This is a genomic window from Pseudomonas sp. NPDC089554 (genome assembly GCF_050280645.1).
GTDB lineage: Bacteria > Pseudomonadota > Gammaproteobacteria > Pseudomonadales > Pseudomonadaceae > Aquipseudomonas.
The window spans coordinates 1-22,761 of the sequence record NZ_JBNNVR010000088.1 but is presented as its reverse complement, the minus strand read 5'-3'; the positions used below and the strand labels follow the sequence as shown (position 1 = coordinate 22,761).

22 protein-coding genes and 3 pseudogenes are annotated in these 22,761 nt (G+C 65.6%); 12 read left to right on the top strand and 13 right to left on the bottom strand.

Annotation, left to right across the window (positions count from 1 at the left end):
- Positions 1–100 (top strand): annotated as a pseudogene (locus ACQKPE_RS21260) (DUF4440 domain-containing protein); the annotation flags it as partial.
- Here ACQKPE_RS21260 and ACQKPE_RS21255 read toward each other — a convergent pair.
- Positions 92–700 (bottom strand): annotated as a pseudogene (locus tag ACQKPE_RS21255) (class I tRNA ligase family protein); the annotation flags it as partial. The pseudogenes ACQKPE_RS21260 and ACQKPE_RS21255 overlap by 9 nt on opposite strands.
- A 159-nt stretch (positions 701–859) precedes the next feature.
- Here ACQKPE_RS21255 and apbC point away from each other — a divergent pair.
- Positions 860–1,954: an iron-sulfur cluster carrier protein ApbC gene (apbC, locus tag ACQKPE_RS21250; RefSeq protein WP_427668651.1), complete on the top strand. Its 1,095-nt coding sequence runs from the start codon at positions 860–862 to the stop codon at positions 1,952–1,954.
- Positions 1,955–2,051: 97 nt separating this feature from the next.
- Here apbC and ACQKPE_RS21245 read toward each other — a convergent pair whose 3' ends face one another.
- Complete coding sequence (locus ACQKPE_RS21245; protein ID WP_016488765.1) at positions 2,052–2,261, bottom strand: cold-shock protein; 210 nt, start codon at positions 2,259–2,261, stop codon at positions 2,052–2,054.
- 324 nt (positions 2,262–2,585) lie between these two features.
- Here ACQKPE_RS21245 and dcd point away from each other — a divergent pair, with 324 nt between their 5' ends.
- On the top strand, positions 2,586–3,152 hold the full coding sequence (gene dcd, locus ACQKPE_RS21240; RefSeq protein WP_023630764.1) for a dCTP deaminase: 567 nt from the start codon (positions 2,586–2,588) through the stop codon (positions 3,150–3,152).
- A 96-nt stretch (positions 3,153–3,248) separates the two neighbouring features.
- A complete protein-coding gene (locus ACQKPE_RS21235) occupies positions 3,249–3,479 on the top strand; it encodes a hypothetical protein (protein ID WP_427668649.1) in 231 nt (76 codons plus the stop codon).
- Here the strand turns inward: ACQKPE_RS21235 and pdeM are convergent, their stop codons facing one another.
- From pdeM to ACQKPE_RS21210, 5 genes are all read right to left on the bottom strand, one after another.
- A complete protein-coding gene (gene pdeM, locus ACQKPE_RS21230; protein ID WP_427668648.1) occupies positions 3,480–4,136 on the bottom strand; it encodes a ligase-associated DNA damage response endonuclease PdeM in 657 nt (218 codons plus the stop codon). It lies immediately after the preceding gene.
- A complete protein-coding gene (locus ACQKPE_RS21225; RefSeq protein WP_427668647.1) occupies positions 4,133–6,586 on the bottom strand; it encodes a ligase-associated DNA damage response DEXH box helicase in 2,454 nt (817 codons plus the stop codon). Before ACQKPE_RS21225 ends, pdeM begins: the two co-directional genes overlap by 4 nt.
- Positions 6,587–6,652: 66 nt before the next feature.
- Entirely contained in the window at positions 6,653–7,768 is a 1,116-nt protein-coding gene (locus ACQKPE_RS21220) for a succinylglutamate desuccinylase/aspartoacylase family protein (protein WP_427668645.1), read from the bottom strand.
- Positions 7,769–7,852: 84 nt separating this feature from the next.
- Positions 7,853–9,511 (bottom strand): ATP-dependent DNA ligase, encoded by a 1,659-nt coding sequence (locus tag ACQKPE_RS21215; protein ID WP_427668644.1) that lies wholly within the window; start codon positions 9,509–9,511, stop codon positions 7,853–7,855.
- Positions 9,508–10,518: a ligase-associated DNA damage response exonuclease gene (locus ACQKPE_RS21210; protein WP_427668643.1), complete on the bottom strand. Its 1,011-nt coding sequence runs from the start codon at positions 10,516–10,518 to the stop codon at positions 9,508–9,510. Before ACQKPE_RS21210 ends, ACQKPE_RS21215 begins: the two co-directional genes overlap by 4 nt.
- 220 nt (positions 10,519–10,738) lie before the next feature.
- Here ACQKPE_RS21210 and ACQKPE_RS21205 point away from each other — a divergent pair, with 220 nt between their 5' ends.
- Both ACQKPE_RS21205 and ACQKPE_RS21200 read left to right on the top strand, forming a co-directional pair.
- A complete protein-coding gene (locus ACQKPE_RS21205) occupies positions 10,739–10,921 on the top strand; it encodes a type II toxin-antitoxin system HicA family toxin (protein WP_427668641.1) in 183 nt (60 codons plus the stop codon).
- A gap of 17 nt (positions 10,922–10,938) precedes the next feature.
- A complete protein-coding gene (locus ACQKPE_RS21200) occupies positions 10,939–11,367 on the top strand; it encodes a type II toxin-antitoxin system HicB family antitoxin (RefSeq protein ID WP_427668639.1) in 429 nt (142 codons plus the stop codon).
- Between the two features lie 54 nt (positions 11,368–11,421).
- Here the strand turns inward: ACQKPE_RS21200 and ACQKPE_RS21195 are convergent, their stop codons facing one another.
- The 5 genes from ACQKPE_RS21195 to ACQKPE_RS21175 form a co-directional block, all read right to left on the bottom strand.
- A complete protein-coding gene (locus ACQKPE_RS21195) occupies positions 11,422–13,860 on the bottom strand; it encodes a penicillin acylase family protein (RefSeq protein ID WP_427668638.1) in 2,439 nt (812 codons plus the stop codon).
- A gap of 133 nt (positions 13,861–13,993) precedes the next feature.
- Positions 13,994–14,191: an SEC-C metal-binding domain-containing protein gene (locus ACQKPE_RS21190; RefSeq protein WP_138221141.1), complete on the bottom strand. Its 198-nt coding sequence runs from the start codon at positions 14,189–14,191 to the stop codon at positions 13,994–13,996.
- Between the two features lie 6 nt (positions 14,192–14,197).
- Positions 14,198–14,674, bottom strand: coding sequence for an LEA type 2 family protein (locus ACQKPE_RS21185; protein WP_427668636.1), 477 nt, complete (start codon positions 14,672–14,674; stop codon positions 14,198–14,200).
- A 2-nt stretch (positions 14,675–14,676) separates the two neighbouring features.
- Positions 14,677–15,153, bottom strand: a complete 477-nt coding sequence (locus tag ACQKPE_RS21180; RefSeq protein WP_427668634.1) for a YchJ family protein — start codon at positions 15,151–15,153, stop codon at positions 14,677–14,679.
- Positions 15,154–15,157: 4 nt separating this feature from the next.
- The gene (locus tag ACQKPE_RS21175; RefSeq protein ID WP_427668632.1) at positions 15,158–15,652 is read right to left on the bottom strand and encodes a DUF6231 family protein; all 495 of its coding nucleotides are present in this window, start codon (positions 15,650–15,652) and stop codon (positions 15,158–15,160) included.
- Positions 15,653–15,812: 160 nt separating this feature from the next.
- Between ACQKPE_RS21175 and ACQKPE_RS21170 the strand changes: the two genes are divergently transcribed.
- From ACQKPE_RS21170 to ACQKPE_RS21155, 4 genes are all read left to right on the top strand, one after another.
- Positions 15,813–16,508: an OmpA family protein gene (locus tag ACQKPE_RS21170; RefSeq protein WP_427668630.1), complete on the top strand. Its 696-nt coding sequence runs from the start codon at positions 15,813–15,815 to the stop codon at positions 16,506–16,508.
- Between the two features lie 88 nt (positions 16,509–16,596).
- The gene (locus ACQKPE_RS21165; RefSeq protein ID WP_427668628.1) at positions 16,597–17,319 is read left to right on the top strand and encodes an OmpA family protein; all 723 of its coding nucleotides are present in this window, start codon (positions 16,597–16,599) and stop codon (positions 17,317–17,319) included.
- A 96-nt stretch (positions 17,320–17,415) separates the two neighbouring features.
- Entirely contained in the window at positions 17,416–17,691 is a 276-nt protein-coding gene (locus ACQKPE_RS21160) for a DUF1145 domain-containing protein (RefSeq protein WP_427668626.1), read from the top strand.
- Complete coding sequence (locus ACQKPE_RS21155) at positions 17,684–18,442, top strand: collagen-like protein (RefSeq protein ID WP_427668624.1); 759 nt, start codon at positions 17,684–17,686, stop codon at positions 18,440–18,442. The genes ACQKPE_RS21160 and ACQKPE_RS21155 overlap by 8 nt, the downstream gene beginning before the upstream one ends.
- Before the next feature lie 50 nt (positions 18,443–18,492).
- On the opposite strand, the gene ACQKPE_RS21150 is transcribed toward ACQKPE_RS21155, so the two are convergent.
- Complete coding sequence (locus ACQKPE_RS21150) at positions 18,493–18,957, bottom strand: CopD family protein (RefSeq protein ID WP_427668622.1); 465 nt, start codon at positions 18,955–18,957, stop codon at positions 18,493–18,495.
- Positions 18,958–19,055: 98 nt separating this feature from the next.
- Between ACQKPE_RS21150 and dinG the strand changes: the two genes are divergently transcribed.
- Positions 19,056–21,200 (top strand): ATP-dependent DNA helicase DinG, encoded by a 2,145-nt coding sequence (gene dinG, locus ACQKPE_RS21145; RefSeq protein WP_427668621.1) that lies wholly within the window; start codon positions 19,056–19,058, stop codon positions 21,198–21,200.
- A gap of 81 nt (positions 21,201–21,281) precedes the next feature.
- A pseudogene (locus tag ACQKPE_RS21140) lies at positions 21,282–22,715 on the top strand (beta-agarase); the annotation flags it as partial.
- Between the last annotated feature and the right edge of the window lie 46 nt (positions 22,716–22,761).

The following is a 22,761-nucleotide window of genomic DNA, read 5'->3' as shown; positions in this document are numbered from 1 at the left end:
GGTCAACGAATACGCCACCCTGGTACGCCAGCCCGCACGCGGCGCACGTAGCGACGGCCCGCGCCCGGCCACCAGCCGCCTGGGCCTGTCACCGCTGCAGCATGGCCTGGAATTCGGGCAACTTGAAGAAGAAGTGCTGGGAGTCGCGCAGCACCGGGGTGGCGCCGGAGATCGCCGACTTGGGGTTCTTCAGTTCGGTGGGCGAATAGGTGGCGCCACATTTTTCGCAGTTGTCGCCGTACTGGTCTTCCGAGGCGCACTTCGGGCAGGTGCCCTTGATGAAGCGGTCGGCCAGGAACATGCCCTTCTCGGGGTCGAAGTACTGGGTGACGGAGCGGTTGGCGATATACCCGGCATCGCGCAGGCGCGTGTAGATCAGGCTCGACAGCTCGCGGTTTTCCTCGGCGTGGGTCGAGTGGAAGTTGTCGAAGTCGACCAAGAAATCGGCGAAGTCGCCGGCATGCTCGGCCTGGACGTTGGCGATCAGCTGTTCAGGCGTGATGCCTTCCTTTTCCGCGCGCAGCATGATGGCCGATCCATGGGCGTCGTCGGCGCACACATAGATGCACTGGTTGCCACGCATCTTCTGGAAGCGTACCCACATGTCAGTCTGGACGTACTCGAGCATATGGCCAAGGTGGATGGAACCGTTGGCATAGGGGAGGGCGCTGGTGACGAGAATCTGACGTGGCTCGGACATGGTGGCTCGGCTACCTGCTCAGGTTTGCAAGGAAAAACAAGGGTGATCGGCCACTATAAAGCGCTGGGAAATATATTTCACCCCGTGTGCGCATCTGCCGATGATTGACGGGTTAGCATAGGCGCCTGTTCCATTTTCAGTTCGTCAACGGGAGCCTCCATGAGTGCCGTCACACATGCCGCCATTGAAGGCGTGCTTAGCCAATACACCGACCCCTACCTGAACCAGGACCCGGTCAGCGCAGGTTGCGTGCGCGACATCGACATCCAGGGAGGCAAGGTGAGTGTCCGCTTGCAGCTCGGCTATGCCGCCGGCCTGTTCAAGAATGGCTGGGCGCAGGTGTTGCAGACGGCCATCGAGAACCTCGATGGGGTCGACTCCGCCCAGGTGAGCATCGACTGCGTGATCGCCACCCACAAGGCCCAGGCCCAGGTGCCGGCCCTGGCCAACGTGAAGAACGTGATTGCCGTGGCTTCGGGCAAGGGCGGGGTCGGCAAGTCGACCACCGCCGCCAACCTGGCCCTGGCCCTGGCCCGCGAGGGCGCGCGGGTGGGCATCCTCGATGCGGATATCTACGGCCCGAGCCAGGGCGTGATGTTCGGCATTCCCGAGGGCACCCGCCCGCAGGTGCGCGAGCAGAAATGGTTCGTGCCGCTCAAGGCCCATGGCGTGGAAGTGATGTCCATGGCCTTCCTGACCGACGACAACACGCCGATGGTCTGGCGCGGCCCGATGGTATCCGGGGCTTTGCTGCAATTGGTGACCCAGACCGCCTGGGACGACCTCGACTACCTGGTGATCGACATGCCGCCGGGCACCGGCGACATCCAGCTGACACTGGCGCAGAAGGTGCCGGTGGCAGGCTCGGTGATCGTCACCACGCCCCAGGACCTGGCGCTGCTGGACGCCAAGAAGGGCGTGGAGATGTTCCGCAAGGTGAATATCCCGGTGCTGGGCGTGGTGGAGAACATGGCGGTGCACATCTGCTCGAACTGCGGCCATGCCGAGCATTTGTTCGGCGAGGGTGGCGGCGAGAAGCTCGCGGCGCAGTATGGTGTCGAGCTGCTGGCCTCGCTGCCGCTGTCGATGCTGATCCGCGAGCAGGCCGACAGCGGCAAGCCAACGGCCATTGCCGAGCCGGAGAGCCAGATCGCCATGGTCTACCAGGAGCTGGCGCGCCAGGTCGGGGCACGCATCGTGTTGCAGGAAGCCGCAGCACCCGCGATGCCGAGCATCACCATCAGCGAAGATTGAAGCCTGAGCCGGTAGGCCGCGCTGCGGTCTACCGGCCAGGCATAAAAAAACCCGCCAGAAGGCGGGTTTTTTTCTGAAGCGAGGAAGCTAAATCGACTTAGGCGATTTGAACTTCTTCAGCCTGCATGCCTTTCTGGCCGCGGGTAGCGACGAAAGTAACAGCCTGGCCTTCTTTCAGGGTTTTGAAGCCGTCAGCCTGGATGGCTTTGAAGTGTACGAACAGGTCGTCACCCGATTGTGGGGTGATGAAGCCGTAGCCTTTCTCATCGTTGAACCACTTGACGGTACCGCTCTGGCGATTGGACATGTGTCTGTCTCCTTGGACAAAGTAGATTTCGGCTCAGGGAACGCCCTGGCCGGGACTGAGTGCAAAGAGAGTGGAAAATTCAGCGATGGGCCGATCAGGATCGTGCATCAAACAGATTCTCGGTGTCACGTGCAGCACAGTGGCGACACCTTAACCCACTTTCCACAACCTGCCAATGGCCTGAAAGCCGTTTGTCGTAATTCGGATCGGCGGCGCCACAGGCCCCGTCTGGCGCGGTGTGTGGCGGGGAACTTTGCCGCAGGCGCCGGGACCGGTAATATGCGCGTCTCGTTCTTCACCTTGTAATTTTCAGGACATCCCGCCATGAGCATCAAATCGGACAAGTGGATTCGCCGCATGGCGCAGGAACACGGCATGATCGAACCGTTCGTCGAGCGCCAGGTGCGCGGCGAGCATGACAGCCGGGTAATTTCCTTCGGCGTCTCCAGCTACGGCTACGACGTGCGCTGCGCTGACGAATTCAAGGTGTTCACCAACATCAATTCGGCCACCGTCGACCCCAAGAACTTCGACGCCGGCAGCTTCGTCGACATCAAGAGCGACGTGTGCATCATCCCGCCGAACTCCTTCGCCCTGGCCCGCACCGTCGAGTATTTCCGCATTCCCCGCGACGTGCTGACCATCTGCCTGGGCAAGAGCACCTATGCGCGCTGCGGCATCATCGTCAACGTCACCCCGCTCGAGCCCGAGTGGGAAGGCCACGTGACCCTGGAGTTCTCCAACACCACCACGCTGCCGGCGAAGATCTACGCCAACGAAGGCGTGGCGCAGATGCTGTTCCTGCAGTCCGACGAGGAATGCGAAGTCTCGTACAAGGACCGCGGCGGCAAGTACCAGGGCCAGCGTGGCGTGACCCTGCCGCGTACCTGACCCGACGAAACGCGGGAATTCCTTCTCGCATCGGCACTCCAACGAGGTAGCACTCGGCGCGCATGACGTGCGCCGACCCTCGTCAGGAGCCGCCCCATGAAACTCGACCCTGCAATCAGCGAGAAGCTGGCGATGCTTGCGCCGAACCAGATCGGTGTGTTGGCGTGGTCGTTGCTCGCCCATCCGCCCATGCCCATGCAGGCTGGTGGCGTACCGCACCAACCTGACCCGGACACCCCGCAACCGCCGCAGCCCGGCGACACCCCGCCCATGGAACCGGGGGAACCCACCCTGCCCGATGAGCCACCGCCTGCTCCCGTAGCCTGATTATTCCGGAAGTGCCCAGACCTGGCCGTCGCCGACCACGAACAAGCGGCTGCCAGGCTGGGCTTCAATGTTCCAGCCCCCGGTAAATTCGCCAAAGGCGGGCAGCAGGCTGACCTGAGGCCCCAGCGCAAAGCAAGGCAGGCGCAGCCGTTGACGGGCCTTGCCGCGCAGCAGGCACACCGGGTGCACGTGCCCTGCCAACACCGGGTGGCTTGGGTGTGCCAGCGGCTCGTGTTGCAAGGCGAAGGGCTCCATCAGCCAAGGCTCCTCGTGAACCTCGATTGCCAGTTGTCCAGGCGGGTCGCCGGCGTGGCGGTCATGGTTGCCGCGCACCAGCACCATGTGCAGGCCCGCATGCCGTTGACGCCAGGCGAGCAAGCGAGCCTGGATGGCAGGGGCCTGGGCTGCGCTAGCATGGAGAAAGTCGCCCAGCACGACCAACTGCTCGCACGCGTAGAGGCCCAGCAACTGGTCCAGCCGCGCCAGGGTCGCCTCGGTCGTGCCCCTGGGCACAGGCTGGTGCAACGCCCGATAGCTGGCAGCCTTGCCGATATGCACGTCGGCCACCAGCAAGGCGCGCCGGGCTGGCCAGTAGAGCGCTTTGTCCGGCAACAGCCAGAGGGTTTCGCCACAGTGCTCGACGGCCAGGTGGCTCATCGCGGGCTCCCCGCGGCTTTCTCGAGGTCGGCCACCATCCGGGCGATGCGATCGGCCAGCTTCTCCGTACTCAGGGTTTCGCGCATGCCCTCCACCAACAAGGCGAAAGCCAGCGGCCCGGGGCGTTTCAACGCCTTCAGTTGCAGGCGCAAATCGCCGAGCCTGAGCAGCTGCCGGTGCAGCCGCCCGATCTCCAGCTCTTCGCGCAGCACTTCGTCCCGTGCCTGGCCGAGCAACAGGTTGTCGGCGTCGTGCTTGCGGAAAACCTCGTAGAACAAGCCACTGGAGGCCTGGATCTGCCGGGTGCTTTTCTGCGCCGCCGGGTACCCGCCGAACACCAGCCCGGCAATCTGGGCGATCTCGCGGAACCGGCGCAGGGCCATCTCACCGGCATTCAGGCTGGCCAGCACATCGTCCAGCAAGTTGTCGGGGGCTAAGGCCGCTGGCAAGTGCGTTGCCCAGTCCACCGGGCTTGGGCTGAGCAGCTCCAGGCCGTAGTCGTTGACCGCGATCGATACCGACAGTGGCTGCTCGCGGCTGACCCGCCAGGCAACCAGGTTGGCCAGGCCCAGGTTGGCCATGCGTCCGGCAAAGGGGTAGAGAAACAAGTGCGAGCCCTGGCGCGAGGCCAGGGTTTCGGCCAGCAGGGTCTGGCGCGTTGGCAGCGCAGACCACTTGGCCTGCAGCTCGAGCAATGGCCGCACGGCGCGCATTTCCGGCCCGTCGAAATGGCCATGGGCGGCAGCATCGAGGCGCTCTACCAAGGCCTCGGCCAGTTCGCTGGACAGCGGCATGCGCCCGCCATTCCAGCGGGCCACCGCCGCCTTGCGAGAAGTGCTGCGCCTGACATAGGCGGTCATTTGCTCGACCCGTACCAGCTCCAGTACGCGTCCGGCGAACAGCAAGGTATCGCCGGGCCGCAGGCGGGCGATGAACGACTCTTCGACGCTGCCCAGCGATTTGCCGCCACCGCCCTTGCTCCAGAACTTCAGCTGGATGCTGGCGTCGCTGACGATGGTGCCGATGCCCAGGCGGTGGCGCCGCGCCAGGCGTTCGCTGGCCACCCGCCAGATACCGTCGGAGTGCGCCTCGACCCGCTGGTAGTCGGGGTAGGCGGTCAACGAGCTGCCGCCATTGCGCACGAAGTCCAGCGCCCATTGCCACTGGTTGTCGCGCAGGTCGGCGAAGGCCCAGGTGGCGCGTACTTCCTCAAGCAGTTCATCAGGCCTGAAGCCGCTGCCCAGGGCCATGCTGACCAAATGCTGGACCAGCACGTCCATGCACAGCCGCGGCGACTCGCGCGCCTCGATGTGCCCCGCTGCCAGGGCGTGGCGCGCTGCCGCCGCTTCCACCAGCTCCAGGCTGTGGGTCGGCACCAGGGTGATTCGCGACGTACGCCCCGGTGCATGCCCCGAGCGGCCCGCGCGTTGCAGCAGGCGAGCGATGCCCTTGGCCGAGCCAACCTGCAAGACGCGCTCTACCGGCAAGAAGTCCACGCCCAGGTCGAGGCTTGAAGTGCACACCACGGCCTTGAGCGCACCCTGTTTCAGGCTGCGCTCGACCCAGTCGCGGGTCTCCCGTGCCAGGGAAGCATGGTGCAGGGCGATCAGCCCGGCCCAGTCCGGCCGGGCCGTCAGCATTGCCTGGTACCACAGCTCGGCTTGCGCGCGGGTGTTGGTGAACACCAGGCAACTGGCGCTGGCATCGACTTGCGTCACGACCTGTTCGAGCATCTTCAGGCCCATGTGCCCGGCCCAGGGAAAACGCTCGATGCGCTCGGGGAGCAAGGTGTCGACCTGCAGGCGTTTGTCCTGGCGCCCCTGCACCAATTGGCCGCCCTCGGGCAGCAGCACGGCCAGGGCATGCTCGAGGTTGCCGAGCGTGGCCGACAGCCCCCAGGTCTGTAGCCCCGGGCACCCGCGACGCAGCCGGGCCAGCGCCAGTTGCAGCTGGACGCCGCGCTTGTTGCCGAGCAGTTCATGCCACTCATCCACCACCACCAGGCGCAAGTGGGCGAAATCGGTGGCGGCCTGCTCGCGGGTCAGCAGCAAGGTCAGGCTTTCCGGGGTGGTCACCAGCACGCTGGGCAGGCGCCGGGCCTGGCGTGCGCGCTCGGCGCTGGAGGTGTCGCCGCTGCGCACGCCCAGGCTCCAGTTCAGTCCCAGCTCGGTCAGGGGCAGTTGCAGGGCGCGCGCAGTGTCGCTCGCCAGGGCACGCATGGGGGTGATCCACAGCACGTGCAGTGGGGCGGGGTGGCGCCCCTCCACGGGCTTGGCGAACGCGCGCAGTGCCGCGAGCCACACCGCGTAGGTCTTGCCGCTGCCGGTGCTGGCATGCAGCAGCCCGGACTCGCCGCGCTGCATGGCGGCCCAGACCTTGCGCTGGAAGGCGAAGGGCACCCAGCCCTGTTGGGCGAACCAGGCGTTGGCAAGGTCGGAAGGTGTGGGCATGGGCGGCCGGTCCGTCGAAGGCTGTGCTTCTACAGACCCACCGCGTGCGGGTTTGGTTTTACCGGCTCAGTTGGCCAGCAGGTAACCGCTGCGACAGGCGTGCTCGCCAGCGACATGGGCGATGACCATGCCCGCGGTGGCCATGCGCCGCACGCTGCGGGCGTAGAGCAGGCCGGCCTGGGTATTGCGCAGGGCGCTGACCCGGTCGCTGAGCGGGTCGATGACTTCGGCGATCAACTGCCCGGCCTCCAGGTACTGACCTGGTTTGGCATGGAACACCAGCAGCCCGCCCAGTGGCGCCACCACTGGCTCTACCGCGGCCAGTGGCGTGGCGGCGCGGGGCAGGTCGGGCAGTTCAGGCGCTTGACCGGCGATGACCCCGGCGTGGGTGAGGAAGTCGAGGATCGCCTGGCAGTCCCTGCGCGCCAGGTCATGGCTGACATCCGCCTGGCCGCGCAGTTCGAGGGTCACCGAGAAGCAGCCCAGGGGGATCGGGAAGCGCTTGCCGAAGCGCTGCTGCAATTGCCACCACACCAGGCTGAAGCATTCGTCGAACGACTGCCCGCCGGAGTCTGTGGCCAGCAGGCTGGCCTGGGCGCCCAGGTAGCGCGCCAGGGGTTCGACCTGCGGCCAGGCCTCGGGGGTGGTGTACAGGTGCTCGACCGCTTCGAAGTCGCAGTGCAGGTCCAGCACCATGTCGGCGTCGCAGGCCAGGCGCTGCAAGGTCAGGCGCTGGGACTGCAACGGCGTGACGGCCGGGTGCAGGTCCAGGTCGCGGCGCAGGTATTCGCGGATCAACGTGAGGTTGTGCTCGGCGTCTTGGGTCAGGTGCTGTTCGACCTGGTCGCCGATGCTGTCCGACAGGTCGACGAAGTTGCGGTTGAAGTTCTCGCCGCTTTGCAGCTCGAAACGCCCCAGCGGGGCGTCCAGCAGCACCTGTTCCAGGCCGACCGGGTTGGCCACCGGCACCAGGGTCACCTCGCGGCGTAGCAGGCCTTGTTGCTCCAGCTCGGCCAGGCGCTGCTTGAGGTGCCAGGCCACCAGCATGCCGGGCAGCTCATCGGCGTGCAGCGAGGCCTGGATATACACCTTGCTGGCGCCGCGTGGGCCAAAATGGAAGCTGTGCAGTTGGCGAGCGACGCCGGGGACGGGCGACAGCAGGTCGTGGGTCGAGTGGTGCATGGTGGTCCTGGTGCTGGATGTTGAACGGGGCGACAGGAATAGAAGCACAAACCCCGGGATCCTGCATGCGCATTTGCCAAAAGCTCAGTTCAGCAACGCCTGCAAGGTAGCCAGGTCGTCGGCCTGATCCACGGGTTTGTCCTGGCGCCAGCGCAACATCCGTGGAAAGCGCACGGCAATGCCGCTCTTGTGGCGCTTGGACAAGGCGATGCCTTCGAAACCCAGTTCGAACACCAGGGTCGGGGTGACGCTGCGCACCGGGCCGAAGGTTTCCACCGTGGTCTTGCGGATGATCCCATCGACCTGGCGCATCTGCTCGTCGCTCAGGCCCGAATAGGCCTTGGCGAACGGCACCAGGGCGCGCTCGGGCGTACCCGGCGGGCCATCCCAGACGGCGAAGGTGTAGTCGCTGTACAGGCTGGCGCGTCGGCCATGGCCGCGCTGGGCGTAGATCAGCACGGCATCGACGCTGAACGGGTCGACCTTCCACTTCCACCAGGTGCCCATGTCCTTGGTGCGCCCCACGCCGTACAAGGCCTCGCGCTGCTTGAGCATCAGGCCCTCGACGCCGAGGCTGCGCGACTGCTCGCGCAAGTGCGCAAGGGTTACCCAGTCCTGGCCGTGCAGCAGGGGTGAAAGCAGCAGCGGCGCGAGGGGAAACTGCTCGACCAGCCATTCAAGCTGCGTACGCCGCGCGTGCTGTGGCTTACTGCGCCAGTCCTCGCCTTGCCATTCCAGCAAGTCGTAGGCTTGCAGTACCACGGGGGCATCGCTGAGCAGTTTCTTGCCGAGGGTCTTGCGCCCCAGGCGTTGTTGCAACAAGGCAAAAGGCTGGACCGCCGGTGTGTCGGTGCTGGCGCCCGGTTTCCACACCAGGATCTCACCATCGATGACCACGCCGTCAGGCAGTACCTGGGCCAGGCTGTGCAATTCCGGGAAGCGTTCGGTGACCAGTTCCTCGCCCCGCGACCACACCCACAGTTGGCCATCGCGCTTGACCAATTGGGCGCGGATGCCATCCCACTTCCATTCCACTTGCCAGTCACTGGGCGGGCCGAGCAGGTCGTCGAACTGCTCCAGGGGCGCCTGCAAGGCGTGGGCGAGGAAGAACGGGTAGGGCTGGCCGCCGCGTTGGGCGTGCTCGTCGTGGGACTCGCTGGCGATCAGCTTACGGTAGCTGTCGGCGCTGGGCCGGTGGCTGAGGTCGGTGTAGCCCACCAGGCGCTGGGCCACGCGCTTGGCGTCCAGGCCTGCCAGTTGCGCGAGGGCGCGGGTCACCAGCAGCTTCGAGACCCCCACGCGAAAACTGCCGGTAATCAGCTTCACGCACAGCATCAGGCTGGGCCTGTCGAGCCTGGCCCAGAGTGCTGGCAATTGTGCTCGTACCGCTTCGGCAGGCTGCCCGCGCAGGGGCAGCAGGTACGCTTTGACCCAGTGCGCCAATCCCTCGTCGCTGGCGTGGGGGTTCTCCGGCAGCAGCAACGACAGGGTTTCGGCGAGGTCGCCCACGGCCTGGTAGCTTTCCTCGAACAGCCACTCGGGCAGATCCGTCAGCGCCGTCGCCAGCTCGCGCAGCAGGCGAGTGGGCACCAACTGCCGGGGCCGCCCGCCGGAGAGGAAGTACACCGCCCAGGCCGCGTCGGCGGCAGGGGCCTGGCTGAAGTAGTCGCGCAGGGCTTCGAGCTTGGCGTTGCTCGAGGTGGTGGCGTCCAGGCGCAGGTAAAGCTCGGCGAAGGCCTTCATGCCGGTTCCTCGGCGCTATCGTCCTCGTCGCCGTACTCGGTGGCGAAGGCGCGTGCGTCCAGGCCTTGCTCGCAGAGGTAACGCACCAGCACGTTGACCGAGCCGTGGGTGACCATCACCCGCTCGGCGCCGGTTTGTTCGATGGCCCACAGCAGGCCGGGCCAGTCGGCGTGGTCGGACAGCACGAAACCGCGGTCCACGCCCCGCCGCCGGCGCGTGCCGCGCAGGCGCATCCAGCCACTGGCGAAGGCGTCGCGGTAGTCGCCGAAGCGGCGCATCCAGCTGCTGCCGCCCGCCGAGGGCGGCGCCAGTACCAGGGCCTGGCGCAGCAGCGGGTCGTTGCGCGGGATGTCGCCGACATAGCGAGTGGCCGGCAGCGCCACGCCAGCCTCGCGGTATACCCGGTTCAAGGGCTCGACCGCACCATGCACCAGGATCGGCCCGATGCTGTCATCCAGGCCATGCAGGATGCGCTGGGCTTTGCCGAAGGCGTAGCAGAACAACACGCTGGCCTTGCCCAGTTCGCGATTCTCGCGCCACCAGTCGTTCACCTCGGCCAGCACCTGCGCCTGGGCTGGCCAGCGGTAGATCGGCAGGCCGAAGGTCGACTCGGTGATGAACGTGTGGCAACGCACCGGCTCGAAGGGCGCGCAGGTGCCGTCGGCCTCGACCTTGTAGTCGCCCGAGGCGACCCACACCTGGCCCTGGTATTCCAGACGCACTTGCGCCGAGCCCAGCACATGCCCGGCCGGGTGCAGGCTCAAGGTGACGCCGTGGTGCAGCAGGCGCTCGCCGTAGGGCAGGGTTTGCAGGTTGATGTCCTGGCCCAGCCGACTGCGCAGCACCCCGGCGCCGGGCTCGGCGGTGAGGTAGTGGCGGTTGCCGGTGCGCGCATGGTCGCCATGGCCATGGGTGATGACCGCGCGCTCCACCGGGCGCCAGGGGTCGATGTAGAAATCCCCCGGCGGGCAGTACAGGCCTTCGGGGCGGGCGATGACGAGGTCCATGGGCGCGCGCTGGTTGAGGGGTTACAAGGTAGGAGCGCGGCGTGGTGGGGGAAGTTCGGATGAGTTTAACGGATGCGGCGAGCCCGAAAGGCGACGAAGCCTACATCGAAGCCAGAAACCAGGAAGGGCAATGTTCGATTAACTAGAGCCTCAATTTTGATAGCAACAAAAATGTTGCGGATGCATCTTTTTTGTTGCAGTGTGGTTCGGTGGGGCTTTCATGAAGTACAGCGAATTCCGTCGTTGGCTGCGTGCTCGTGGTGCAACGTTCATGCCTGGCAAGGGCAGTCATTTCAAGGTTTATGTGGGTAACCGGCAAACGATTTTTCCTGACCACGGCGCCAAGGAAATCGGCGAAGGGCTCAGGAAGAAAATCATCAAGGACCTCGGGCTGACGGAATAGGGTTTGGGAGAAACGACATGATGATCTTTGATTACCCGGTGATCGTGCATCGGGAAGCAAGCGGCGTATGGCTCAGCTGCCCGGATGTGCCGGAAATGGCCAGTGCTGGTGATACCTTGGAGGAAGCGCTTTTTGACGCGGTGGATGCGCTGGAGTCGGCACTTTCTTTATATATCGACAGAAAGAGCGCTATTCCGTTGCCTTCACTGGCCGCGCCCGGCCATCCGGTCGTGCGTCTGCCGGCACTGACGGCCGCCAAGGCGGCTTTGTGGAATACCATGCTGGCGCAAGCTGTCAGCAAGACCGAAATGGCACGCCGGCTTGGCGTGAACCGGCCTCAGGTCGATCGACTGGTTGACCTGTTGCATCGCTCCAAGATCGAACAGGTCGAGCATGCACTGCAAGTGCTTGGTCAGCGTATAGCGCTCTCGGTAGTTGCCGCCTGAATCCCCTCAAAGAAAAAGCCATCATCGCTGATGGCTTTTTCTTTTTAACGGCGCCTACTTACCCGGCACCAAGGTCAAGCGCTGGCTGCCATAGGCTCGCGAGAAGTTCTGCTGCTGCATCGGCAGGCTCATGAAGCTGCCCTTGAACCAGGCATCCAGCCCATCGCGATGATGGCGGCTGGCGGGGTTGCCGGACTGGCCATTGCTGGTCAGCACCTGCAGCGGCTCGACCTGGCCGAAGTCGACGACCATGCGCGCCGAGTCCGGCAGGTTGGTGTCGAAGTTGCTGCCCCAGGCATACGGGGTCAGGCCCAAAGTGCTGAAGTCGCCACCGGCAGCCTGTGGTGCGCGGCTGAGGTTGTCGCCCAGGCCATGGTAGGCCGGCGCTGGCCAGCGGTACTGGTGCAGCTTGCCCCATTGCCAGGCGCGACGGTCGCTGCCCAGTTGCGCGATGCCTGCATCCACCGCACCGGCCAGGCTGCGGGCGAGGATGGTGGGCTTGTCTTCTTTGTGCGGTGTGTTGCGGTCATCCCAGAACGGGCTGTCCTCACGACCCAGCAGGTGGTCGGCCTGGGCCGAATAGGAAAGCCGCGCGTTGCTGACGAAGACTTGCCAGGCCGGGCTGGATTCCGGGCCGAGCTCGTCGAGGAAGGTTTGCCGCGCCACTTCCTGGAGGAACAGCTCGTACAGCGCGGCATCCGCCGACACCGGGCTCAGTCGGCCATCGAACGCCTTGAGCCGGGTCAGCGCCTCGCTGGCCTTGTCGCGTTGGGGCGCGGGCAGGGCATCGATGGCCTGCTTGAGCGGCTGGCTCATGCCCGGGGCATCGAACATCTGCTTGAGCTTGTCTGCCAGCAGGGTGACCTGGTCGTTCTGCAGGGCCATCAGGCTGCGGGCGTCGTGACGACCGTTGCCCGCCAACTGGGCCAGGCGCTCGGCGCGCTCCGGGTAGTACCAGGTGCTGGACAGCTGCATGCCGTAGCCCTTGGGCTGGCTGCGCTGGTTGGCGTGGGCGATCCAGCCGCTGGGCGGGTCCTGGTCGTAGGGGTGGAGCATCGCGTCGGCATAGCCGTCCCAGTCGTAGCGGCCTTCCCAGCCCGGCGAAGGCAGCAGGCCCAGGCCGTCGCGGCGGTTCGGGTAGCGGCCGCTGACCTGCCAGCCGATGTGCTCGGGCTCGGCGAACACGAAGTTCAGGGCTGCGGCGCCGATTTCGCGAGTGCTGTCGAAGGCGCGCTCGACAGAGGGCGCGCGAGTCAGGTCGAACAACGCGTCGAGGCTTTTGTCGCCCTTGATCTCTGGAAGGTGCAGGGCCAGGCCATAGCTGTTGCCCGGCTGGCCGAGTAGCGTGCCGTGGCGGGTGTCGTACAGCACCTCGCGCTGCGGACGCTGGCCGCGGATGAAGAAGGTTTCGCTACGCGCGCCGGCTGGCAGCCACTTGCCGTCGGCCAGGTAGGTCAATTGGTTGCCCTGGCGGCGCAGTTGTTCCAGGTAGAGGTCCTGGTTGTCGGCCATTACCGCGCTGCTGCTCCAGGCCAGCTTGCCGTTGTAGCCCGCCAGCACGATGGGCAGGCCTGGCAGCGACAAGCCTGCCACCTGGTACTTGGCGGTGTGCACCTGAACCGGCACCAGGGCCCAGGCGGCGCGGCTGTCGCTGGCCAGCAGGCTTTTGCCACTGCGGCTGCGCTGCGGGCCGAGGGCCAGGTTGGCGGAGCCTGGGCTGCCAAGCAGGCCCAACTCCGCGAGCTTCTGGCTGGCGGCGGCCAAGGGGGTGAGGCCGGGCAGCTGGGTGGCCAGGTTGATGCCGCGCAGTTTCTCGGCCTCGCCTTCGGCCAGCGGTTCATCCGGTGCGCCAGGCAGCAGCCAGGCCAGCTTGTCGCTGCCGACTTGCTGGGCCAGGGTGAGTGCGGCCAGTTCTTCCTGCAGGTTCACCGACTGGCTGAAGGCATACAGGCTGAACACCAGCGCCGAATCCTCGGGCTTCCAGTATTCCGGGCGATAACCGCTACGCGCCAGCTCGCCCGGCAGCTTGTCGCGGTAGCGGAACAGGTAGGCGTTGACCCCGCGGGCATACACCTCGAAGAAGCGCTTCAGGCGCGGCGAGGCGTCGGCATACTGCTGGGCGGCGGTCTGCTTGAGGTTGGCGGCGCGCATCAGCCGGTCGATGTCCAGTGCCTCGGGGCCGGCCAGTTCGGCGAGGCGGCCCTGGGCCAGCAGGCGCATGGCGAGCATCTGTTCGAGGCGATCGCCCGCATGCACGTAGCCAAGGCTGAACAGCGCGTCATGGAAACTGCTGCTCTCGATCAGTGGCGCGCCCATCGCATTGCGCCGCACCGAGACGTTCTGCGCCAGGCCTTTGAGCGGCTGCACGCCGGTGGTCGGCGGCACACTGTCCTGGTAGCCACCCACTTGGCAGCCGGCAAGCCCGAACAGGCCGAGCAGCATGGCGGCGCTGGCGAATAGGGGGCGCAAAGGAGGAAGGACGGGGGCGGCCATGGAAAGGCTCCTGCGAGGCGTGGCGAGGTGGGAAAGGCGCTAAGGTAGTGAGGGCGCAACGGCTGCGCAAGTGCGAGGGACAAGCTGCAAGAAGCGGCTCGCGCTTTCTTGCAGCTGGTGTGCTACGGCGGGGTCAGGCGCCGTGGCACTTCTTGAACTTCTTCTCGCTGCCGCAGGGGCACGGGTCGTTGCGGCCGACGTCCTTCAGGGCGTTGCGCACCGGCTCCTGGTGGCCGTGGTTGCAGTGCGGGCCGTGCACATGACCGTGATCGTGGTGGTGATCGTGATCGTGGTTGCAGTCGGGGCCATGGACATGGGGTTGCTGGGTCATTACGGGTTACTCCGGTTGAAGATCGCCGGGCATTATCTCACCACTGCGCGACAAGTGCAGTGCCTGATGGATGAGCAACCCGGTGTTCAGGTCGCCCTGCAACTGGTAACGCAATGGCTCGCCGCTGCGCAGCAGCTTGGCCAGGGGCTTGAGCTGGCGCCATAGGTTGGTGCGGGCGGTGATCTTGAAGGTGCGTTGGGAGTGGCCGCCAACGCTGCGCCAGAGGCTTGCTTGGTCTTCTGCCAGCAGCAGGTCGTTGAGTCGCACACGGTAGGCCAGGTTGCGAATGAACAGGCGGCTGTCGTTGGGGTTGTCGACGCGCAGGTGCAACACGAACTCCTGCTGGTGCAGGCGCGCCTTGACCGTTTCTATCCGCACCAGGTGCACCTGCGGGGCCTGCCATTCGGCGCCGCCCCAGCTGGCGCAGCCCGCCAGCAGCGACAGGGTGAGGCCGAGAAGGAGTAGGCGGGCCAGGGCGGTCATGTTCAGCTACCGATATAGCTGGCGCAGCACTTCTTGAATTTCTGCCCGCTGGCGCAAGGGCAAGGGTCGTTGCGCCCGGCATTCAAGCCCACGGTCGGGTCGATGAAGTACCAGCGCTGCTGGTGCTGGACGAACGCCGAACGCTCGCGGTGCTGGTGGTCGCCTTGCAGGTCGTGCCAGCGCGCGGTGAAGGTGACGAAGGCATGCTCGGGCTGCCCGCCGAATACCTCGGCGCCTTCTACCTCCAGGCCCAGCCAGGTGCTGCCGGCGCTCCAGGCCTGGATACCGGCGCGGTCGAGGCCTGTCTGCTGGGCCGGTAGGGTGGTCGCCACCAGGTAGTCCACCAGGCCGAGTACGTAGGCGCTGTAGCGCGAACGCATCAGGGCCTGCGCATCCGGGGCCGGGGTGCCGGCGTGATAATGCCCGCAGCAGGCGTCGAGCAGGTTGCCGCTGCCGCAGGGGCAGACCGAGACACTCATGAAATCACCACCAGTACTTGCCAAAATTTTCCGGGTTGGCCCAGAACTTGGCGTTGAGCCAGTCGGGCACTTGCTTGTAGTCATGTAGATCATAGGTGAACAGGCTCAGCACCTGTTCATCGCGGCGGAATTTCTCGCTGGCCGACAGCGCCAGGGCGAAAAAGTCGGTGTCTTGCCAGCCACAGGCGCCGAGGTCGGCCAACACTGCCACTCTACTGGCATTGAGATTGCGAATGCCGCCCAGCAGTTTCAGCCCGCCGCGCTTGGGCAGGTGCTCCAGGCAATCCACCAGCACTGCCAGGTCGAAGCGCTGGGCAGCCAGTTCCGCAGGCAATGGGCCGGGCGCTGCGGTTGCGATGAGAGTGCCGGGGTGCGCCTCGGCGAAGGCGTCCAGTGCCGGGAAGCGCGAGCCTACCAGCAGCAGGCGCTGCGGCGCGAAGCGCTCGAGCAGCGCGGCCAGGGCCTGTTGCGGGGTGCGTTGGGAGAAACCGTCGGTCATTGCCAATCCTCGTTCAAGTCGCTCAAGGCTAGCGTTTCCAGTGCTGCGGGCAAAGGGGCACAAGGCCACTGGTGTGGCTTATTGCTGGCAGATTGGGAATACGCAGTCTTTACTCCCAAGGCATCGGTTTTGCACCGATCCCCCAAGGAGAAGCAACGAAATGAGCATAGTACGCACAGCGATACCCCTGGTACTGCTCACCAGTGTGTTGACTGGTTGTGCAGGTTTGCAGAAAACCGACTGGCCGAAGTGTGCTGCCGTCGGGGGCGTGGGCGGCGCGGCCCTGGGCGCCATCGAGAGTTCCAGCTGGGCCGGTTGGGGCGCGCTGCTCGGCGGCGGCCTGGCGGCCGGCTACTGCTGGGCCAATGGTGACGGTGATGAGGACGGCGATGGCGTGCCGGACAGCCGCGACAAGTGCCCCGGCACCCCGCGCGGCGTGCAGGTCGATGCCAACGGCTGCCCGCCCGAGCCGGTCGCGGTGGTCGAGGAAGTGGTGGTGGTCGAGAAGGAAGAAGTCATCATCATTCGTGATGTGCACTTCGAATTCGACTCCGCGCGCCTGACGGCTGCCGACAAGGAACGCCTGAACACCATCGCCACGCGCCTGAAACAGGAAGCGCCAAGTGCTCGCCTGAGCGTCACCGGGCACACCGACAGCGTCGGCTCCGACAGCTACAACCAGAAGCTCTCCGAACGCCGCGCGCAATCGGTGACCGACTACCTGGTGGGCAGCGGCGTGCCGCGCAGCAGCTTCGTATCGGTGGTAGGCGCCGGTGAAACCCAGCCTGAGGCCGACAATGCCACGGCCGACGGTCGTGCGATGAACCGCCGCACCGAGATCAAGATCCAGCGTTGAAGCCGTGCGCCCACGCCTTGAGAAGTGGCGTGGGCGCGTCTTTACTCCTGTGTGACCGGTAGTGGCCGGTGACACAGGAGCATTCACCATGAGTGTTATGTCGAAGACCGCACTGCCGTTGCTGATGGCCTCGAGCCTGCTGGCCGGCTGTGCCACCCACAGTGACGGCAGCGCGCCGCTCAACCAACGTACCTGGCCCATTTGCAGCCTGCTTGGCGGCCTGGTCGGCGGTGGCCTTGGCGCGATCGAGAGTTCCAGCTGGGCCGCCGGTGGCGGTTTGGCCGGTGTCATTGCCGGTGGGTTGATCTGCTACGCCCAGGATGGCGACGAAGATGAGGACGGTGTCTTCGACCGTCGCGACCGCTGCCCCGACACGCCCAAAGGCACGGCGGTAGACCACATGGGTTGCCCGTTGCCGCAATACCCGGCCTCTACGCCCAAGCCCGAGACGACCCCTCCCGTTCCTGAAGTGATTACCCTCGACGACCAGGGCCAGGTGCTGTTCGCCTTCGACTCGGCCGAGCTTTCCAGTGCTGCGCAACAGCGTCTGCAAGCCTTGCTGCCCAAGCTCAGCGACCCTGCGGTGATGGCGGTGAAAGTGATTGGGCACACCGACAGTGTCGGCTCCGATGCCTATAACCAGGGGCTCTCCGAACGGCGTGCGGCCAGCGTCGCGCAATACCTGATCGGCCAAGGCCTGTCGCCAAGCAAGGTAACCAGCCAGGGCAAGGGCGAAAGCGAGCCGGTGGCCGACAACGACACTGACCCGGGTCGGGCGCAGAACCGACGGGTGGAACTGCACCTCAACTAAGGCCTCTGGCGCGCACCTTGGCGCCGAGTTAATGTTGCCTGCGCGGCCCGTTCGAGCGGGCCGTCACAACATAACAATAGAAGTCGGGGGCGGGGTATGAAGTTCATCCTGGGCCTGGGCAAGGTCCTGACGGTGGTTTTCTGGGGCGTGGTGCTGTTCAACCTGTTGATGCCGCAGCCACTGCCGGTGAACCTGCTGATCAATGCCGCAGGCATCCTGTTGCTGGCGTTGCATGTGCTGGAAGTGCTGTTCTTCAATGGCAGCCTGCGCGGGCGTAGTCACCGTTGGTTTGATCGCTTGCAGATCCTGCTGACCGGCATCTTCCATGTCATGTCCATCCCCCGGCCACAGGAGCCACCGCGTAATGCGTAATTTGATGTTGCTGGCCGCATTGGCCACGCCGTTTGCCCAGGCCGAAAGCCTGGACGTCGCCGCTCACTCGATGGTGCGCCTGCCCAACAAGTCTGCCAGCGTGCACCTCGAGCGTCTGCAAGTTGCCGAGTCAGCGACCTTGCTGCTGCCGGCCAGCCTTACCGAATTGAAGATCGATCAACTGGTGCTTGGGCGTGATGCGCGCATCGCCATCGCCCCCGCAGACAGCACCCTCAGCATCCAGGCAGGCTACGCCGTGCTGGAGCCAGGCAGCGAGATCAGCGCGCCGGGTTCGGCAGGCACCTACCAGCGTGCGGCCCGGCCGGGGCGCAACCTCGACCTGCAGTTGCAGGCGTTGCAGGCCGAGCAGGTGTCGATCGACGCCCGCGGTGGTGCCGGTGCACCGGGTTACGCCGGGCTGGATGGGGCCAATGGCAAGCCGGGTGGCTGCACCTGGGGCCAGGCCAGCCGTGGTGCCAATGGTGACAATGGCGGTGATGGCCATGACGGCGCCGCAGGTGGGCGCATTCGCCTGGCCGTGCCGGGCGATTTCCCGCAGGAGCGCATACATGTGCGTGTAGAAGGTGGTGCGCCGGGCAAACCGGGCGACGCCGGCAAGGCGGGGCAGGGCGGTGCCAGCAAAGGTTGCCTGGTGTATCGCACCGATGCAGGCGCCAAGGGCCGCGATGGCTTACCGGGGCAGGCAGGTGCGGCGGGCGAGGCGGGTGAATTGATCCTGCGCCAGCTATGACGGTTCGGCCTCTACGCGGGTAGCCCTGCGAAGAGGCCGTTGTCGTTCCCTCAGAGCGGAAGTCGCGAGCTGGCAACCGCTACCACGGCGATCCCCAGCAGCAGGTTGATACCGACCATGCGGCGAATCTTGCCCAGCACGGCGGCGCCGGTAGGCCAGTCCTCGGCCTGCACTGCCGCCTTCAGCTCAGGCAGCAGCAACGCCTGGATGCGCATGAACAGCGCGAACATCGCGATGCCGCCGCCCATCATCACTTGTATGTAGCGTGGTGCGGTCTCGAAGCCGTTGAAGCGCATGTGCAACATCCCGATACCACTTATCGCCAGAATGGCTACGGCCAGCCATACCCATCCGAAGAAGCGTCGGAAAACTTCCACCCACAACTTCAGGCGCGCAGGCCCTTCCAGCGCTGCGACCGCCGCTGGGCGCAGCACCAGCCAGGCGAAGAACATACCGCCGACCCAAACCAGGGCAGCCAGGACATGCAGTGTGTAGGGCAGGGCAAAGGCAAGCATCGGGATCTCCATGCGGCACAAAGGGCAATAGCGGGGTATGATAGCCGCCCCATGCGAAACACTGAAAATATATCCAGCCCTTCGGGCGCCTGTAGACCATGATCAGCAACGAACTCAAAGCCACCATCCAGGGCGCCTACTCGCGTTTTCTCGAAGCCAAGAGCCTCAAGCCGCGTTATGGCCAGCGCCTGATGATCGCCGAAGTGGCCAAGGTGCTCGGCGACATCGCCTGCGACGAAGACGGCCGCCGTGCCGGTGAGCCTGCCGTGGTCGCGGTGGAAGCCGGTACCGGTACCGGCAAGACCGTCGCCTACAGCCTGGCCGCGATTCCCGCCGCCAAGGCCGCAGGCAAGCGCCTGGTTATCGCCACCGCCACCGTGGCCCTGCAGGAGCAGATCGTCTTCAAGGACCTGCCCGACCTGATGCGCAACAGCGGCCTGAACTTCAGCTTCGCCTTGGCCAAGGGCCGTGGCCGCTACCTGTGCCTGTCCAAGCTCGACGTACTGCTGCAGGAAGGCCATGCCCAGTCGGCTACCGCCCAGCTGTTCGAGGAAGAAGGCTTTCGCATCGAGGTCGACGAGCGCAGCCAGAAGCTGTTCAACAGCATGATCGAGAAGCTTGCCGGCAATCGCTGGGACGGCGATCGCGACAGCTGGTCCGAGGCCTTGGAAGACCAGGACTGGGCGCGCCTGACCACCGACCACGGCCAGTGCACCGGCCGGCACTGCCCGAACTTCCAGCAATGCGTGTTCTATAAAGCGCGTGAAGGCATGGGCAAGGTCGATGTCATCGTCACCAACCACGACATGGTCCTGGCCGACCTGGCCCTGGGCGGCGGCGCCGTGCTGCCCGACCCGCGCGACACCATCTACGTGTTCGACGAAGGCCACCACCTGCCGGACAAAGCCATCGGCCACTTCGCCCACTATTCACGCCTGCGCTCCACCGCCGAGTGGCTGGAGCAGACCGCCAAGAACCTCACCAAGCTGCTGGCCCAGCACCCGCTGCCAGGCGACCTTGGCCGATTGATCGAGCAGGTACCGGAGCTGGCGCGCGAGGTGCGTACCCAGCAGCAATTCATGTTCACCCTGTGCGAGCAGGTCGCCGACTTCCGCCCTGGCGAGGACATGGAAGGCCGCGACCGGCCTCGCTACCGTTTCGAAGGCGGCGTGGTGCCGGAGCAGATCCGCGAAGTCGGCATCGAGTTGAAAAAAGGCTTCGCCCGCCTGAACGACCTGTTTACCCGCCTGGCCGACCTGCTCAAGGAAGGCATGGATGGCGAGACCAGCATCGGTATCGCCAGCCACCAGGCCGAAGAATGGTACCCGCTGTTCGGCAGCCTGGTGACCCGCGCCCAGGGCAACTGGGAACTGTGGACCGCCTTCACCGCCGAAGACCCACAAGACAACCCGCCCATGGCGCGTTGGCTGACCCTGGCCGAAAGCGGCGCGCTGTTCGACATCGAGGTCAACGCTAGCCCCATCCTGGCCGCCGAAATGCTGCGCCGCACCCTGTGGAACGTAGCCCATGGCGCCCTGGTGACTTCGGCCACCCTCACCGCGCTGGGCAAGTTCGACCGCTTCCGCATGCGCTCGGGCTTGCCGCGTGATGCCGTGACCTGCGTGGTACCCAGCCCGTTCGTGCATGGTGATGCCGGCTTGCTGCGAGTGCCCGACCTGGGCGCCGACCCGCGCGACGTGCCGGGCCATACCGCCTCCATCGTCCGCGCGCTACCCGATATCCTCGAGGATGCCCGCGGCTCGCTGGTGCTGTTCTCGTCGCGCAAGCAGATGCAGGACGTGTTCGACGGCCTGGACCGCGACTGGCGCAAGATGGTGCTGATCCAGGGCAACCTGTCCAAGCAGGAAACCCTGAACAAGCACAAGGCCCGGGTCGACGACGGCCAGCACAGCGTGTTGTTCGGCCTGGCGAGCTTTTCCGAAGGGGTCGACTTGCCCGGTGCCTACTGCGAGCACGTGGTCATCGCCAAGATCCCCTTCGCCGTGCCGGATGACCCGGTCGAGGCGGCCCTGGCCGAATGGATCGAAGCACGGGGAGGCAACCCGTTCATGGAAATCGCCGTGCCCGACGCCTCGTTGCGCCTGATCCAGGCCTGTGGCCGACTGCTGCGCACCGAGCAGGACCGTGGCGTCATCACCTTGCTTGACCGGCGTCTGGTCACCCAACGTTACGGCAAGGCTATCCTCAACGCGTTGCCGCCGTTTCGCCGCGAGATCGAATGAACACCGGCGCACGACGCGCCGGTGCTGTTGTCCATACTCGGTCACGGGCCCATGAGGGCCCTGAAGGAGACTCCCCGCCTTATGTTCCGCCGCTGCCTGTCCGCCCTTTTCACGCTGTTGTTCTGCTCGCCGCTGCTGGCCGGGCAGCAGACGCTGTTCAGCTTCGTGCGCCCGGCCTCGGTGGTCAACGTGGCCAGCGAGGGCGCCGACATGCCGCAATACAACGCGGAGCAGACAGCGGAAGGCGAGGTGCTCAGGCGCGTGGTGTTCAACCCCGTGGCGCGGCCGACCTTGCGCCTGAGCCCGCAGAGCGGCGCTTGGGACTGGTCCGCCGGGCAGTTCCTGACCTTGCGCCTGCAAAGTGCCATGGACTGGGCGTTGACCGTCGACGTAACGCTTCAAGGCAGCGATGGCCGCACCCTCACCAGCCGTATCGACCTGCCGGCAGGGCCTGCGCAAACCGTGATGGTGCCGCTGAAAGCCAGTTCTCCCCTGGCCCAGGGCATGCGCGCCGGGCCGCCCATGCCGTGGACCTTCGAAGGGCAGCGGCTGTTGCTGGCCAGCAGTCACGGTGAACTCGACCTGAGCCAAGTCATTTCGGTCAGCCTGAGTATCCCAGCGCCGAAGGTGGCGCAGAACCTGCTGATCGAGAAAGTCGGCATCCAGGATGACGATCTGGCACTGAAGGCCGCCTACAGCGGGTTGATCGACGGCTATGGGCAGTCCACCCGTGGGCAATGGCCGGAGAAGATCGTCCAGGACGAACAACTCAAGGCCGCTGCCAGTCGTGAGCGCCAGCAGCTCAAGGCCTGGCTCGCCGAACGCGAAAAACAGCGACTGGACCCCTACGGCGGGCTGCTGGCCGGCCCTGCATTCGAGGCCAAGGGTTTTTTTCGCACCGAAAAGCGTGATGGCCGCTGGTACCTGGTGACCCCCGATGGCCACCCGTTCTACTCGCTGGGTGTCAATGCCGTTGCCGCAGACGCAGGTCAGACCTACGTCGAAGGCCGCGAGGCCATGTTCAAGGCATTGCCAGCCGAAGGCGATGCGCTGGCGGCCTTCTACGGCAAGGGCAATAACGACGATGGCAATGCATCGTCGCAAGGGCGCGGTTTCAAGCAAGGGCGTTGGTTCGACTTCTATGCCGCCAACCTCCTGCGCACCCATGCATCGCCATGCTCGGCAGACGCTGCACAACCTTGCCCAGCCGCCAGCCTGGATGCCCCGCGCTGGCAGGCCCACACCCTGGACCGCCTGCAGGCCTGGGGCTTCAACACCCTGGGTAACTGGAGCGACCCCGCCCTGGGCCAAGCCCAACGCATGCCCTACACCCTGTCGCTATCGATCGTCGGTGACTACGCCAGCATCAGCACTGGCATGGACTGGTGGGGGCGTATGCCCGACCCGTTCGACCCGCGCTTCGCCATGGCCACCGAGCGTGCCGTGGCCATCGCTGCCCGCGACCACCGCGACGACACCTGGCTGATCGGCTACTTCGCCGATGACGAATTGGCCGCCCAAGGCATCATTAAGATGGACTAGTCCTCTTCGCGGGCAAGCC